This window comes from Pseudotenacibaculum sp. MALMAid0570 (genome assembly GCF_040151415.1).
Taxonomy (GTDB): domain Bacteria; phylum Bacteroidota; class Bacteroidia; order Flavobacteriales; family Flavobacteriaceae; genus Polaribacter.
In genome coordinates this window covers 33,924-48,204 of sequence record NZ_JBDKWF010000048.1, presented here as the reverse complement: position 1 = coordinate 48,204, position 14,281 = coordinate 33,924, and the positions used below count along the sequence as shown (strand labels likewise).

Genomic DNA, 14,281 nt, shown 5'->3' with positions numbered 1-14,281 from the left:
AGAAATAAAGAATAAAGATATTCCGCGAACATTCAACATTTTTGAAATGGACGCGGAATTTTTTATGTAACAAATTCAGTTCTAAAACGTCTTTTAAGTGTACTAACCAACAAATAAGCTATGAGTTTTTTACGTGTATTATTAGCAATTCTATTCCCGCCTTTATCAGTTATAGACAAAGGTTGTGGCTCTTTTTTCATTGTTTTTTTACTAACACTATGTGCTTGGGTTCCAGGAGTAATAGGTGCTTTGGTAATTTTGAATAATCCGAAGAGATAAAAAGTTATACAATGATCAGTTAACATTGTTCATTGTTCACTTCAAATGGTTAACTGATTTGCTCTCCGTTTTTTATTTCTCTTGAAGCTTGTAGTAAAACCACATGTCCTTCATGATTGTATACTCCCAAAACAAGACATTCACTCATGAAATTGGCAATTTGACGAGGCTTAAAATTTACAATAGAAGTCACTTGTCTGTTTAGTAACTCTTCTTTTGTATATAAATCAGTGATTTGAGCGCTCGATTTTTTAATACCCAAATCTCCAAAATCAATTTTTAATTGATATGCAGGCTTACGAGCTTTCGGGAAATCATTTACTTCAATAATCGTCCCTACTCGAATATCTACCTTAAGAAAGTCTTCAAATGTAATTTCCTCAGTCATTATTTACTTAATTTTTTTACAACCCACAAAGGACCTATTAATAAGAATTGCAAGTCTTTGATAAAGGAAGGTTTTTTTCCTTCAACTTTATGACCGTAAAATTGACCAATCCATGCTACAACAAAAATGAGAATAGAAGCATAAAGTAAGTTTACATTATTACCTAGCCAATAATTTCCAATAATTGCTAAAAGGATAAAGAAAATCATCTGAGCAAAGTACCAGAAACCTAAGCGCAAATAAAAAATAGAAATTAAAATCCCTACAACTACGGCCCAATTCTCAAGAAGCGGGTTGTACAATCCAAAAGTATCTTCTAAAAAACCAGTTGGAATACTCATTAGCAAACCAATAACACTAAAGAATATTGCAGGAACACAGATGTAATGAATAAGTTGATTGGTATGATTTTGATGACTTACAGCATATTCATCAAACCATTCTTGAGCAGTTTTCATTTTGCGGAAATTTGGTTTCTAAAGATAGAAATTATTTCCAACCTTTTCGAATCAATAAATGTTCTATGTGTGCGTAATGGTGATTGCAATGCCAAGCATAAATACCAATATTTACAAGTAAAAGAACAGCTTCTTTGCTTTCAGGATGTATAAATGTTTTTTTTAGGTCGCTATCAGATAAACCTCTTAATAAATAAACCAATTTGGCATGTACAGCTTTTAGGTGTAAAATAGACATGTTTATAGGCCCTGTTTTGGTATCAAATAATTCGGCCCAATCAGCTTCATTGTAAGCTTTAATTAAAGGGTTTTCTTCGGTTAATGCCCATTTGAAACGAATGTAACTATTATGATGACTATCTGCGCAATGATGAACAACTTGTCTAACCGTCCAGCCACCATCTCTGTAAGGAGTTTCAAGTTGTTCTTCGGATAAATCTTTTACAAGGTTTTCTAATCTAAGGGGAAAATCTTCTAAAGTTTGAATCCATTTTTGTTTGATGTCTTCTGTAATTTCCTCTGGAGAAGTGAAATGACCAATAGGATATCTTAAGTCTGTCATTTTAGTTTTTAGTTAGTCGTTCTATTTGTCGTTTTGAACTTCTGTTTTCTGGGTTAATAGCTATCGCTTTTCTGTAGTACTCTAAAGCTTTTACAGTATCTTTTTCTCTTCTATAAGCATCACCCATACTGTCATATGTATTTGAGCTTTTTGGATACAGAGCAATATTTATTTTGAATACTTCTTTAGCTTCTTCTAATTTATTTTCTCTTAGATAGTTGTAACCTAGACTATTTAAATATCTTTCTCTTATTGTACGATCTAGAGAATCTCTTTTTTGAATGGCTAAATATCCTTCTAAAGCCTTATCATACTCCTTGTTTTTGAAATATTCGGCAGGAGTTTTTTGTCCTTCTTCTAGTTTTGAAAAACTAAATTTCTTTCCCTCATGTTCTCTTTTTGGAGCAAGTTCGATGTGCATTTTTGGTTTTGAAACAAAAACCAATTTTTCATTCATCTCTTTTAGATAGAAAGAACTGTCGTTTGCTTTAATAGGAGTCATTTCTTGATCACGCCATTTTACCTTCATTATGCCATCAGTAAAAGTAATATCAATAGCTTCATCTGAATTAAATAAATACCTACCCTCGGTGGCTTTTATAAAGTCTGGGGAGTTTTTTGAATTCCCACAGGATATTAAAAGGAATATACTTAAAAGGTAAAATAAGCGTTTCATATGTAAGGTTTAGTTGTTAAAAGTAAACTTTTGTTTGTAAAAAGAAAAGTCGTTTCACAAAGTGAGACGACTTTTTAGTTGGTTTTGTTACAATTGAATTTAAATCAATTGTTATAGAGTGAATTGAATTTAAGTAGAATTCATCTGGAGATGACTATTCTACTTTTTTTCTTAAGAGTTTTTGTCTAACACACAAGGTAATATGACTCCGTTTTCAGAGTTAAGATTTACAATGTTTTCAGAAGATCCTCTAAACATTCCAGCTCCAAATGATCTACCATTAAAAAAGAGATTATATCCAACAAGATGAATGTCTTCTTTTCCTTGTAGTGTAAACTTTTGTTGATTTATATAGGGTTGAACCATATAGTTTTTCCATTCATTCTTTACAATGTTTTCCCAAAACTCTTTAGAACATTTATCCTTGATGTACATATCAACTCCATTTCCACCACTGTTAGGTTTTAAAATCCAGTTTTCTGTTGTATTTATGAGGAATTCACGATCCTTTGCATCATGAATGGTATAAGATGGAGTTAGATAATTCTTTAAAAACATATAATCATCAATATTTGCATAGCTTCCCATCACTTCTTCATTAAATAAAAGAGCGAGAACTCTTTTGTCATGTATTAGAATAAGAGTTCTTACATCATTAATACATCTTCCGCTTTTAATAATGGCTCTTAATACATCTTTCTCGAAATTTTTTAACTCATCACGATCTATATTTAAGAAAAACTGACGAGCAATTTGGTCACCAGCCATAACTTGGCCTTCTTCGAACTTGAGATCTTCAGGACTAACACAAATCATTTTTACTCCCTTTTTATCTAATTCTGTTTTGAGATAATCGAGCTCTATTCCCATTTTGTCTTTTTGAATAAAAAAGATAGGTTCTTCAATATCATACCTACTTGTGAGTTCTTTTAAAAATTCATTCTGCTCAGGAATTGAACTCCAGTTTTCATTAACATTTGAAGCGAGATTGTCAACAGTAGAATTCAAATAATTGCTTAACATCCATCCATTAATGGGATATCTACAGTCAATTTCACATATTCTAGCTTGGCCAGTTGTGTCATAAATAAAATCTGGACGATACATTCCAAGTTCAAATGGTGTTCCTTCAGTCATTGAAAGGATTTCTTGAAAATCATCATCCAACTGATAGACTTCTTGAATCCTAGCATCTCTATAGTAGTTATAAGCTACCATGACCATGATTGAATTTAGAATACTACATAAACGTTTAGTATCTTCTAAATACTGCAGATTAATTAGAACAGGAGAGTTTACAAATATATCTTTCTCTTTATAGGGAACTTTATTTGCATATTTTTTTAGCCCATTTAGTAAATCTTTATGGGGAATTTCTTGTTGAGAAATAGTAAGGACGGGTATCTTTTTTGTTTTTTGTTCAGTCATAATTATTTAGTAGACAATTTTTTCAAGCCAGTATGTTTTTAATTAGTTGATTCTCTAATGTGTTTATTAACTATGGTTTAACTATAAATTAAATTAACGTATTAATAAAAATTTTTCTTGATTAGAGATTTGTTTTAAAAATAAAAACATAGATGGAAGTTTATATAGGTGTTTTTACCTGTTTTATAAGAAAGTAATGTTAACTGTTTATAAAAATAAACTATTTGTTTTTTGTAGGGTCTAAAAATAAAAGTTAAAAGAAATCAGATGAATTTAAAAACAATATTACCTTATTTTTTAGTTTCAATACTTACAATTAGTTGTAGTTCTACTTCTGAAGAAATTATAGATGATAGTATAGATGACTCAGATTTAATTGTAAATGCAAGATCAAATATATTATTAGTTATTGCAGACGATTTAGGTAAGGATGCAATGCCTAATTATTCGGAAGGTACCATTAAACCTAATATGCCAACTTTACAAAGCCTGATTTCAGCAGGAATTACATTTGATAATTTATGGTCTTACCCAGTTTGTACTCCTACTAGAGCTTCTATTTTAACGGGTAAATACGGATTTAAAACAGGGGTTTTGGAAGTAGGGGATGTGATTTCTACTACTGAGACTTCATTACAACAGTATATAGATAATCAAACAGGTAATGAATACGCTACAGCAATTATTGGTAAATGGCATTTGTCTAATACTATTGCTGATCCAATTACTATGGGAATTGATTATTATGCGGGCATTTTAAATGGAGGAGTTCAATCTTATACTAATTGGAATTTAGTAGAAAACGGACAATCGAATAATTCAACAGAATATACAACAACAAAATTTACAGACTTAGCAATTGATTGGGTTGGAAATCAAAGTAAGCCTTGGTTTTTATGGCTTGCATTTAACGCACCACATACGCCATTCCATTTAGCTCCAACTAATTTGCATTCTCAAGGAAACCTACCAACTGACCAAGCTTCTATAGATGCAAACCCTATGCCTTATTTTATGTCTGCTATTGAAGCTATGGATAGTGAATTAGGAAGATTCCTGAACAGTCTTCCCAGTGAAGAACGAGCAAATACAATTATCATTTTTATTGGAGATAATGGTACGCCAAATCAAGTTGCACAATCTCCTTATGCTGCTATGAGAGCAAAAGGATCTATCTATCAAGGAGGAGTGAATGTTCCTATGGTTATTTCCGGAGTAGGAGTAAATAGATTTTCGAGTAGAGAATCTGCTTTGGTTCATACGACAGATTTATTTGCTACAATCGCTAACATTGCTGGAGTTTCTGTTGGAGAAATTGAAAATAGTGCTAGCTTTTATGATCTATTAAACGATGAAGATGCCAGTCAACGAGAGTTTGTATACACAGAGCGTTCGAATAACGGAGTTAGTTATGCAATTAGAAATGCTGATTATAAGTTAATTGTTCATGAAAATGGAACTCAAGAATTCTATCATTTAACAATGGATGCTTATGAAACTAACAATCTTATAGGAACAAACTTGAGTAATGAGGCAATAATGGCAAAAACAGCTTTAGAAGCCGAAGCAGCTATTATTAGGCAGTAATTGGTTATCGTTCTATAATAGTAGTTGGAGAGTCTTTTTCACCTACATAAAATACTAATATTTCGGCTGCAGAATTTCCAGTATTTTTCCCAAAATGTCTCTCATTGGAAACTTCAACCAAAACATCGCCTGCTTTGATTATTTTTTCATTTCCATCTTTATCAGTAATAGTTAATTCCCCCTTAGTTAAGATACCAGTTGTAATCACCGGATGAATATGCCAAGGAAGTTGAGCTCCTGAAGGAATGACAATTTTAGAAATAGTAACTTTTGTTTGTCCGTTCAATACCGGAAGTGGATTCCCATTCCAACTTTTAGTAGTTTCTAATAGAATTGTTTTCTCTATTTTTTGAGGAGTATTTTCTTGACAAGAAAAAAATAGAGTAGAGGTGATCAAAAGGATTGAAAAAGATTTCTTAAGCATAAGAGTTTAAATTATTAATGAGACAAAGTTAAAAAGAAAGCCCTTAGATATTTTCTAAGGGCTTTCTGCTATAAAGTAAATTTTGATAATTTATTTAACGTTCATTAATTCAACGTCAAAAATCAATGTCGCATTAGGAGGAATAACACCACCAGCACCTCTTTCTCCATAAGCTAGATTAGAAGGTATTACTAAACGAGCTTTATCACCAACTTTTAATAATTGAATTCCTTCATCCCATCCAGCAATTACCTGTCCAACTCCAATAGCAAAATCTATTGGTTGTTTTCTTTTGTATGAAGAATCAAATACGGTTCCATCTAATAGTTGACCTTTGTAATGAACAGAAACCATAGCTCCTTTAGTGGCTTTTTTTCCTTCACCATTTTGAAGAATTTTATAACGTAAACCGCTAGGAGTTTCATCATATCCTGCAGCTACTTGATCCAATAATTCTTGTTGTTTTCTGATCTCTTCTGCTTCTCGTTCAGCTCTAGCTCCTTCAAAAGTTCTAAAAGCTTCAACAGCATTCCATTGTGCTGCTTTATCGCCAACTCGTATAATTTCTACAGACATTTCATCTCCCTGCGTTACAGCATCAACTACATCTTGACCTTCTATAACACTTCCAAAAACAGTGTGCTTTCCATCAAGCCATGGAGTAGCAACATGTGTGATAAAAAATTGAGATCCGTTAGTTCCTGGACCTGCATTTGCCATTGATAATTTCCCTGGAGCATCATGCTTAAGATCTGAATGAATTTCATCATCAAATTGGTATCCTGGGTTTCCCGTTCCTGTTCCTTGTGGACATCCTCCTTGAATCATAAAATCTGGGATCACACGGTGGAATTTTAATCCATTGTAATATGGAGTTCCTTGAGGTTTTGCAGAGTTCTCTAAGTTTCCTTCTGCTAAGGCAACAAAATTTCCAACTGTTCCTGGTGTTTTTTCATGTTCTAAGCTTACTAAAATATCTCCTTTTGGAGTTGCAAACTTTGCGTAAATTCCGTTATTCATGAGTGTTTATTTTCTTGATTTATAGTTTCTGGGTGGTTTCCAGAATTAATTATTTTTAGCGTTTAACATTGAAAAACTATAGGTTAATCCAACGTTGATGTTTGATGAATTTACATTTCCATAAGGAGCAATTATTTGTCCTCCAGAAACCTGTAATGAGAAATCGTCATTAAGATGATAATTTAAACCTACAATTGGTCTTACCAAAATACCTTCTCCGGCATCAACTCTTCCTCCTCCAGCTACTCCTAAACCAACTTCAAAAAATGAAGAAAGTTTTTGATTAAAGAATCTATTGGTTTTAATACCTAAACCAAACAGCCCGTGTGCGTAGCCTCCAGATCTTCCTTCGTATGCGAAAGAAGCTTCTCCAGAAAAGTAGAATCTGCGAGTAACATCATAATTGATTTTTATAGCAATAAGTTGTAAATCACTATCAGGAATACCAAATTTAGCTACATCATAATAGGTTTGATTTTGTACTCCTATTTGCATTCCTTGTGCTTTTATTTTTGCAGCTTCTTCTAAAGAAAAAGGATCTACGGTTCCGCCGCTTAACCCATAATATTTGAAACTAAACCCTGCTGTGTATGCTTCAAAAGTTGCACCAATAGATCTATGGTAACCTCCATGGAGACTCAATCCAAATTTTTCTGTAAACTTTATGTCTGCACCAATACTTGGATACATAGTTAATCCATCTTCAGGATAGATTCTTCCTCCAGCCGCACCAATTCCAAACTTTCCGAAAAAATTGACATGTTTGGTTTCAACAAAATTCTTACCTGCACCAATAAATAAATCCATAAATCCAGAGATTAGCCCTTGATACATAGCATCTGTATGTACATAAATAAATGTATTTGAATTCAGATAACGTTGGTATTCAAAGCCAACAATGGATAATGTGTTGTTAATAGGTTCAAAACTTTCTGTAGCATCTTTTCTTGAAAGCCCAATTGGAAAGAAATAATCAAAAGTAACTTGTTGTACACTTTTAACGCCTGTTTTTTTCCAAAACTCATCTTTTGAATTGTTATTTAAAACGAATTCTTTTTGAGAATTTTTATAGTCGGTTTTTTGCAGTGTACTAGGAATTTCTAAGAAAAAAGAAAAATTATCATTTTTAATGATTCCTGTAAAAAAGTTGACTTGACTGTATTGTATTCCAAATGAATAGTTGTTTTTTTTGTATTGTAATCCAATGCTAGGGTATAAAATTCCTCCACCATTGACCAATGTTCTAAATCCGCCACCACCACCAAAGTGAACATTAGCATCAAAATAAAGGTTCTTATATAGTTTGGTATTTACTCCTAAGTTAACTCCCAAAGTAAATAAACCTCCTTGATCACCTGTTACAGCTGCATGCATTGCTGCGCCAGTATATAACCATTTATTTAGAGGAACATTGTAATTCAAACCAACAAGACCCATTTTAGGTTCTAATTGATAATTAACTTTATCAGTTGGCATTCCTACCAAGGTGTAAGTTAGTCTAATCTTATTATCAAGTTTAGTTGTGTTGAGAGTAGAAGAATCTTCTGTTTGAGAAAAAACTTGATAGCTTATAAAAACAAAAAGAAGTAATAGAATAGATTTTTTCATAATTATTCGAATTCACTGGTGAAATGCAATTTTACACTTGGATATTTTTGTTGTGTCATTTGAATAGTAAAAGAGGAATCTGCTAAAAATACCAGTTGTCCTTGTTTATCTTTTGCAAGATAACGCTGTTTTACTCTTTTAAACTCTTTAAATTCTTCATTCTTTTGATCATCGGGTTGAACCCAACATGCTTTGTGAACATGAATGTTTTCATAGGTGCATTTCGCTCCGTATTCGTGCTCTAAACGGTATTGAATTACTTCATACTGAAGTGCTCCAACAGTTCCAATAATTTTTCTACCATTCATGTCTAAGGTAAACAATTGTGCAACACCTTCATCCATTAATTGGTCCAATCCTTTATAAAGTTGTTTAGCTTTCATAGGATCTGCGTTGTTCACATATCTAAAGTGCTCTGGAGAAAAACTAGGAATTCCTTTAAAGTTTAAAACCTCTCCTTCTGTTAAGGTGTCACCAATTTTAAAGTTTCCAGTATCGTGTAATCCTACAATATCACCAGGGAAAGATTCTTCAACGATCTCTTTTTTCTCGGCGAAAAATGCATTAGGACTCGAGAATTTTAATTTTTTATTGTTGCGAACATGCAAGTAAGGAGTATTTCTTTTGAAAGTCCCTGAAACAATCTTCACAAAAGCCAAACGATCTCGGTGTTTTGGATCCATATTGGCGTGGATTTTAAAAACAAAACCTGTTAACTTATTTTCTTTGGAATCTACCAAGCGTTCTTCTGCTTTTTTAGGTTGTGGATTTGGAGCAATATCAATAAAGCAATCAAGTAATTCTTTCACTCCGAAGTTGTTTAAGGCTGAGCCAAAAAATACTGGCTGTAATTTTCCTTCTACATATTCTTGTTGATCGAACTTTGGATATACTTCATATACCAATTCTAATTCTTCACGAAGTGTTTCTGCGGCAGTTTCTCCAACAACTTCATCTAGTTTTGGATTGTCTACATCATCAAACTCAATTCCTTCAGAAATGGTTTGCTTATTTTCTCCTGAAAAAATGTTCAACTTCTTTCCATATATGTCATAAATTCCTTGAAAATCATATCCCATTCCAATGGGAAAACTCATAGGTGTAACACGTAAACCTAATTTTTGTTCCACTTCATCTAATAAATCGAAAGCATCTTTTCCTTCTCGGTCTAGTTTGTTGATGAATACAATCATAGGAATGTTTCGCATTCTACAAACTTCAACAAGTTTTTCCGTTTGCTCTTCAACTCCTTTTGCAACATCAATTACTACAATAACACTATCTACAGCTGTTAGAGTTCTAAAAGTATCTTCGGCAAAATCTTTGTGTCCAGGTGTATCTAGAATATTTATTTTCCTGTCTTTGTAGATAAAGGCTAATACTGAAGTTGCAACAGAAATTCCACGTTGACGCTCTATTTCCATGAAGTCAGAAGTAGCTCCTTTTTTAATTTTATTATTCTTTACTGCTCCAGCTTCTTGAATAGCTCCACCAAACAATAATAATTTCTCTGTTAGTGTAGTCTTTCCAGCATCGGGGTGAGAGATAATTCCGAATGTTCTTCTACGTTGTATTTCTTCTAAAAAACTCATCTACAAAAATTGATGTGCAAAGGTAACTTTAAATGGAAAATGAGCAAAATAGGAAAGAATCTATTTCTTTTTATTTCTAGTATCTAGATCATAAACATAACTTCCTCCATTAATTTCTTGAATAGATGCTGTTATTTTGGAGTTAGTTTTTGTTTTTATTTCTTTCCAACAAGAAAAAAGTAATTCTCTAAATAGTTGTTCAATTTGGCTCTGAAAGTTGAATTTATAATCGAAATCATATAAGTCATTTATCCAATTTGAATCTTTGATTTGAAACAAGTCTAATAGCTGTTGAATTTGACTTTCTGCATATTCTGCATTAAGAGGAAACTCTTTTTTGATATGATCAAATGTTAATGAAAAGAGTTGCCAAGGAAAGAGCTGATATCTCATTTCAATATGAGAAGAAGGAGGGTTTTTTTGTAGTTGTTTGAAAAAAGTAGACAAATCTGTTTCTATAGTTCTTAACATGAGCTTTTTGTAAATTTCCTCAGTCAAATCCCAAAACTCATCAATCTCCACAAGTTGAATTCCTTTCGTTTCCTTCTGGATTTGGGTAACTTCCTCTTTAGATTCATTTAATAGATTTATCAGATTAAAAGAAAAAGGATCAATATGAGTGTTCTCTCTAATAATCTTAGTTAATTTTTCTAAAGAAGCTATAAACAGTTTCATGATTTGTTATTTAACAACACTAGCTTTTATAAACACATCTTTTACAGGCCACTCTTTTTTGTCAGTTTCCAGTTTAGCAATTTTTTCCATTGTACTTATTCCTTCTATGATTTCTCCAAAAATTGTATGTTCTCCATCTAAATGGTGACTTCCTCTTTTATCCTGAATCATATAAAATTCAAAAGGTGAAGATAATTTTTTAGGATTGTTATCCCATTGTCTTGCAGCAGCTAAAGATCCATATTTATGCTTATGGTATTTTTTCATTTCTGATGGAATCCTATAGTTGTATTTGATTCTTTTTTTACGAGTAATTGGATGGTCAGAATTTCCTCCTTGTACAATAAATCCAGGAACAATTCTATGAAAGCATGTTGTGCTAAAGTATCCTGTTTTGGTTAAAAAAATAAAGCTAGCTCTATGTAAAGGAGTATCTTTATATAATCTGATTTTGATATTTCCCAATCTAGTTTCGAAAAGAACAATAGTTTCTGGATTTAATTTCCCGTATGCTTTCAAAAAGGCAACAGTATTTTTATTATTGATAGAATCTGCTTCTTGTTCTTTTTTCTTTTCTACAATTATTTTTTTGGGTTTAGATTCTACAGTTTTTACTTCAGGAAGTTGATGCTTAGGTTTAGAATCTTCTGATTTGCATTGGGCAAATACACAAAGCATTAGAATAAGAACTGTAAAATTTCTCATGAAAATATTTTAATTCAACAAATTTAAGAAACTCCATTTTGTTTCATCGGTAAAAGATTGAGGATAGTATAAATTCTATTAGAGTATTTTACGCCCGAGGCTTTCGAAAAAATACTATTTCTTGTTATAGGCTAAGTAATTTCACTAAATCAACACAAACATTTTGTAGATACTTGTTTTATGCAGATTTACGCAATTTTTAATGCGTAAATCTGTATTGATCGTATAAAGGAATATTTAACTTTGGTAAAAAAGCAATGTCAAAAGAAAGGACTGACCCTCCAACGTCAAAAATGTGAAAGTTGCTAAAGACATTAAAAATTGCAAATGAGGAATCCAAAAATCAAAAGAGTAGGAAAGAATTATTAAAAAAAATATGAAATGAAAAAATCATACAAATTATTAATGTCAATTTTATTTGTAACACTTTTTAGTTGCGAAAGTGATTCTGGAAAGAATTCACAACTACTAAATGAGTTGTCTCAAAACCAAATAGAAGTTGCAAGATGGTCTTTTTACAATTCTAACACGAATGTAATTAGCCCTAAAAATACAACTGTAAAGTTTTCTGTGATACCATTAAATTCCTCAGAAATCCAATACGTAAGTACCGATATAGTAGAAAAAACTTTTCTTAAGAAAGACCTAGATGCTGGTTTAATAAAAGCAATAGCTACTTATCATTATGATAACGGTTCAGAAAAAATTGAGGATGAAGATATTTTTGCTTTCTCTGTGTATGATGTTAAAAGTAAAAATCAAATCGTTCATAGATTCTTTTTAAAAGAAGGTGATGAGTTTATTCTTAAAAAAGAACTAAAAGAAACATTTATAAATACAGAAAGCCAAAATTTTTTAATTTGGAAATATAAAAATGAAGATTATTCTATAGGGAATATTAAAGTTAGTAGACTTTTTAATATGGATGATAATTCTATAGCCGAGAGAAGAAGGAATACTAGAAATGAATTTAAGTTGTTTGTTTTAAGACATAAATATCCAAACGCAGATTTACTTCAGAAAAATGAAGATTTTGCTTACGAAGAAGTTGGTTTAGAGAACTGCCTTAGTGGTTGTGCTGAAACTGGAAATGGAACTTGTGATGGAGGATGGTATTGTGATACTGGTGGCTTTTGGAGTGAATCTGAGAGTTCTCAAGAACAATCGTATAGTCAATCTTTGATTTCACAAACTGAAGCTGAAACGTTATTTGATCTTAACTTAGATAGGAGATTAAGAGATGAGTTTTTAAAAAGTAGCTCTTTAGGTCAGAAACACGTAGATTATTACTACGCAATTTCTGAATTTGTTTTGACTTCAGATTACGAAATTTCAACTTTTGTAAAAATGATTTCGGTTTTACCTTCTGTAAATCAAGCGATTAATAGTCTTTTAGATGGCGATAATATTGATGATATTTTAATTACTTCGCAAATGAATTCTGAGATAACTTCTATTATTAATGATTATAAGGCTATGTCTGATAATCCAGATTTTAATTATATTTTAGATGATTTAAAAAGCGATATAGATATTATGACAAATCTAGATAAAGGGGAACTAATTTTAGCTTTTGAATAATATTTTGATATTTTTTAGATGAAAAAATACAAACTTCTATTAATTATTATTTTACTAATTCACGTTTCTTGTAGTAATCGATCAAGAAATAAAGAATTGGTAGGTGAATACAAAAGCAAGAAGTTAGATTTAACTGAAAAAATTAAATATAAGACTACCAAAAATATCGAAGGTTTTACGTTAAGCTTGAAAGAAGATAATCTCTTTGAGTACAATACTTGTGGTATTTTAGTAGATGGGAGTTGGGAAGTTTTAAATGATAGTTTAGTATTAAATGCAACGGCATTAAGATTTGCAAATGACTCTATTAATAAAATTAGAAAGCCTAAAGAGAGAAAAGACTTTTTAATTTTTAAAATTGAAGGTGAGTCTCTCATTGGTTTTGTTGATGGTCTTAGTGGTTTGGTAATTAATAAATTAGAAAGATTCGAAAAATAACGTAACTGCAACCCATTTAAAATAGCAGGAAAATCAACATATAAAAATTTGTTCTTTTCTGCTATTTTTGTTTTAACCTAAATATTGTCTTTTCACATGAATCGTTGTAACATCTTTAATGGAGTATAGAGTTAATGGTAAATATTCGGCTTTTGTCATAATTGGATTTATCCTGTTTACAATAATAGGTACAATTAGTCATGAGTATGGTCATATTGTTGTGGCCAAATCTTTAGGATATAAGACTACTCTGCATTATGGGAGTATGAATTATAAAGATTCTGATTTATATAAAAAACTTGGTGAAATTTATAATGAGAATAAAATTGCAATAGAAAACAAGTCTTTTTTTGACAAAAAGGCTGAATATGAAAAAGGAATTAAGAAAATTAAATCTGACCGACTATTTATTGCAATTGGAGGAGTTCTACAAACTATATTAACAGGAACAATAGGTTTAATAATCTTATGTTATCGAAGAAGGAAAATAGAAAAAGATAGACTGAGGTTAATTGACTGGCTAGCTATATTTCTCTCACTATTTTGGCTAAGGCAAGTTTTTAACATTGTTATTTCGATAACTAATGAGATTTTTTCACCGAATGGTAATTATTTTGGAGGAGATGAAAAAAAGATTGCTGAATTATTAGGTTTGTGGGATGGTACTGTTGCCTGTGCTTTAGGAATAATCGGAGTAGCTATATTTCTATTTATCGTGTTTAAAGTTATCTCTAGACCATTGAGATTAACATTTATATTAAGTGGTCTGATAGGTGGGGTGCTAGGATTTATATTATGGATGAAAATTTTAGGACCTTTAATATTACCTTAAAGAAATGAAATCTATCAACTCTGATTTC

16 protein-coding genes are annotated in these 14,281 nt (G+C 31.4%); 5 read left to right on the top strand and 11 right to left on the bottom strand.

What is annotated here, in order from left to right:
- Positions 1-120: 120 nt before the first annotated feature.
- Positions 121-279, top strand: coding sequence for a YqaE/Pmp3 family membrane protein (locus tag AAON49_RS08405; RefSeq protein ID WP_349554072.1), 159 nt, complete (start codon positions 121-123; stop codon positions 277-279).
- A gap of 49 nt (positions 280-328) precedes the next feature.
- On the opposite strand, the gene AAON49_RS08400 is transcribed toward AAON49_RS08405, so the two are convergent.
- The 5 genes from AAON49_RS08400 to AAON49_RS08380 all read right to left on the bottom strand — a co-directional run bounded on the left by AAON49_RS08400 (position 329) and on the right by AAON49_RS08380 (position 3,791).
- Complete coding sequence (locus AAON49_RS08400; RefSeq protein WP_349554071.1) at positions 329-667, bottom strand: tRNA-binding protein; 339 nt, start codon at positions 665-667, stop codon at positions 329-331.
- Positions 667-1,125 carry an Mpo1 family 2-hydroxy fatty acid dioxygenase gene (locus AAON49_RS08395; protein WP_349554070.1) on the bottom strand — a complete coding sequence of 153 codons (459 nt, stop codon included), beginning with the start codon at positions 1,123-1,125 and terminating at the stop codon, positions 667-669. Before AAON49_RS08395 ends, AAON49_RS08400 begins: the two co-directional genes overlap by 1 nt.
- 31 nt (positions 1,126-1,156) lie before the next feature.
- On the bottom strand, positions 1,157-1,687 hold the full coding sequence (locus AAON49_RS08390; protein WP_349554069.1) for a YfiT family bacillithiol transferase: 531 nt from the start codon (positions 1,685-1,687) through the stop codon (positions 1,157-1,159).
- A 1-nt stretch (position 1,688) separates the two neighbouring features.
- Entirely contained in the window at positions 1,689-2,363 is a 675-nt protein-coding gene (locus AAON49_RS08385) for a tetratricopeptide repeat protein (protein WP_349554068.1), read from the bottom strand.
- A gap of 171 nt (positions 2,364-2,534) precedes the next feature.
- Positions 2,535-3,791, bottom strand: a complete 1,257-nt coding sequence (locus tag AAON49_RS08380) for a hypothetical protein (protein ID WP_349554067.1) — start codon at positions 3,789-3,791, stop codon at positions 2,535-2,537.
- A gap of 267 nt (positions 3,792-4,058) precedes the next feature.
- Here AAON49_RS08380 and AAON49_RS08375 point away from each other — a divergent pair, with 267 nt between their 5' ends.
- A complete protein-coding gene (locus tag AAON49_RS08375) occupies positions 4,059-5,378 on the top strand; it encodes a sulfatase-like hydrolase/transferase (RefSeq protein ID WP_349554066.1) in 1,320 nt (439 codons plus the stop codon).
- A 4-nt stretch (positions 5,379-5,382) separates the two neighbouring features.
- Here the strand turns inward: AAON49_RS08375 and AAON49_RS08370 are convergent, their stop codons facing one another.
- From AAON49_RS08370 to AAON49_RS08345, 6 genes are all read right to left on the bottom strand, one after another.
- A complete protein-coding gene (locus tag AAON49_RS08370) occupies positions 5,383-5,802 on the bottom strand; it encodes a cupin domain-containing protein (protein ID WP_349554065.1) in 420 nt (139 codons plus the stop codon).
- Between the two features lie 90 nt (positions 5,803-5,892).
- Positions 5,893-6,822 (bottom strand): peptidylprolyl isomerase, encoded by a 930-nt coding sequence (locus AAON49_RS08365; RefSeq protein WP_349554064.1) that lies wholly within the window; start codon positions 6,820-6,822, stop codon positions 5,893-5,895.
- A 45-nt stretch (positions 6,823-6,867) separates the two neighbouring features.
- On the bottom strand, positions 6,868-8,430 hold the full coding sequence (locus tag AAON49_RS08360; protein WP_349554063.1) for a hypothetical protein: 1,563 nt from the start codon (positions 8,428-8,430) through the stop codon (positions 6,868-6,870).
- Positions 8,431-8,432: 2 nt separating this feature from the next.
- Entirely contained in the window at positions 8,433-10,022 is a 1,590-nt protein-coding gene (locus AAON49_RS08355; RefSeq protein WP_349554062.1) for a peptide chain release factor 3, read from the bottom strand.
- A 60-nt stretch (positions 10,023-10,082) separates the two neighbouring features.
- Positions 10,083-10,697, bottom strand: a complete 615-nt coding sequence (locus AAON49_RS08350) for a hypothetical protein (protein WP_349554061.1) — start codon at positions 10,695-10,697, stop codon at positions 10,083-10,085.
- Positions 10,698-10,703: 6 nt separating this feature from the next.
- Positions 10,704-11,402: a peptidylprolyl isomerase gene (locus tag AAON49_RS08345; RefSeq protein ID WP_349554060.1), complete on the bottom strand. Its 699-nt coding sequence runs from the start codon at positions 11,400-11,402 to the stop codon at positions 10,704-10,706.
- A gap of 381 nt (positions 11,403-11,783) precedes the next feature.
- On the opposite strand from AAON49_RS08345, the gene AAON49_RS08340 reads away from it, so the two are divergent.
- From AAON49_RS08340 to AAON49_RS08330, 3 genes are all read left to right on the top strand, one after another.
- Positions 11,784-12,983, top strand: a complete 1,200-nt coding sequence (locus AAON49_RS08340) for a hypothetical protein (protein WP_349554059.1) — start codon at positions 11,784-11,786, stop codon at positions 12,981-12,983.
- Positions 12,984-13,001: 18 nt separating this feature from the next.
- On the top strand, positions 13,002-13,421 hold the full coding sequence (locus AAON49_RS08335; protein WP_349554058.1) for a hypothetical protein: 420 nt from the start codon (positions 13,002-13,004) through the stop codon (positions 13,419-13,421).
- Between the two features lie 118 nt (positions 13,422-13,539).
- Positions 13,540-14,253: a hypothetical protein gene (locus AAON49_RS08330; RefSeq protein WP_349554057.1), complete on the top strand. Its 714-nt coding sequence runs from the start codon at positions 13,540-13,542 to the stop codon at positions 14,251-14,253.
- Positions 14,254-14,281 lie beyond the last annotated feature (28 nt).

Excerpts from the sequence above, each read along its gene's own strand:
- AAON49_RS08335 (WP_349554058.1), top strand. The coding sequence starts at position 13,002 with ATGAAAAAATACAAACTTCTATTAATTATTATTTTACTAATTCACGTT.
- AAON49_RS08350 (WP_349554061.1), bottom strand. The coding sequence starts at position 10,697 with ATGAAACTGTTTATAGCTTCTTTAGAAAAATTAACTAAGATTATTAGA.
- AAON49_RS08370 (WP_349554065.1), bottom strand. The coding sequence starts at position 5,802 with ATGCTTAAGAAATCTTTTTCAATCCTTTTGATCACCTCTACTCTATTT.
- AAON49_RS08400 (WP_349554071.1), bottom strand. The coding sequence starts at position 667 with ATGACTGAGGAAATTACATTTGAAGACTTTCTTAAGGTAGATATTCGA.
- AAON49_RS08405 (WP_349554072.1), top strand. The coding sequence starts at position 121 with ATGAGTTTTTTACGTGTATTATTAGCAATTCTATTCCCGCCTTTATCA.
- AAON49_RS08355 (WP_349554062.1), bottom strand. The coding sequence starts at position 10,022 with ATGAGTTTTTTAGAAGAAATACAACGTAGAAGAACATTCGGAATTATC.
- AAON49_RS08380 (WP_349554067.1), bottom strand. The coding sequence starts at position 3,791 with ATGACTGAACAAAAAACAAAAAAGATACCCGTCCTTACTATTTCTCAA.
- AAON49_RS08360 (WP_349554063.1), bottom strand. The coding sequence starts at position 8,430 with ATGAAAAAATCTATTCTATTACTTCTTTTTGTTTTTATAAGCTATCAA.
- AAON49_RS08365 (WP_349554064.1), bottom strand. The coding sequence starts at position 6,822 with ATGAATAACGGAATTTACGCAAAGTTTGCAACTCCAAAAGGAGATATT.
- AAON49_RS08390 (WP_349554069.1), bottom strand. The coding sequence starts at position 1,687 with ATGACAGACTTAAGATATCCTATTGGTCATTTCACTTCTCCAGAGGAA.
- AAON49_RS08395 (WP_349554070.1), bottom strand. The coding sequence starts at position 1,125 with ATGAAAACTGCTCAAGAATGGTTTGATGAATATGCTGTAAGTCATCAA.
- AAON49_RS08330 (WP_349554057.1), top strand. The coding sequence starts at position 13,540 with ATGGAGTATAGAGTTAATGGTAAATATTCGGCTTTTGTCATAATTGGA.
- AAON49_RS08375 (WP_349554066.1), top strand. The coding sequence starts at position 4,059 with ATGAATTTAAAAACAATATTACCTTATTTTTTAGTTTCAATACTTACA.
- AAON49_RS08340 (WP_349554059.1), top strand. The coding sequence starts at position 11,784 with ATGAAAAAATCATACAAATTATTAATGTCAATTTTATTTGTAACACTT.
- AAON49_RS08385 (WP_349554068.1), bottom strand. The coding sequence starts at position 2,363 with ATGAAACGCTTATTTTACCTTTTAAGTATATTCCTTTTAATATCCTGT.
- AAON49_RS08345 (WP_349554060.1), bottom strand. The coding sequence starts at position 11,402 with ATGAGAAATTTTACAGTTCTTATTCTAATGCTTTGTGTATTTGCCCAA.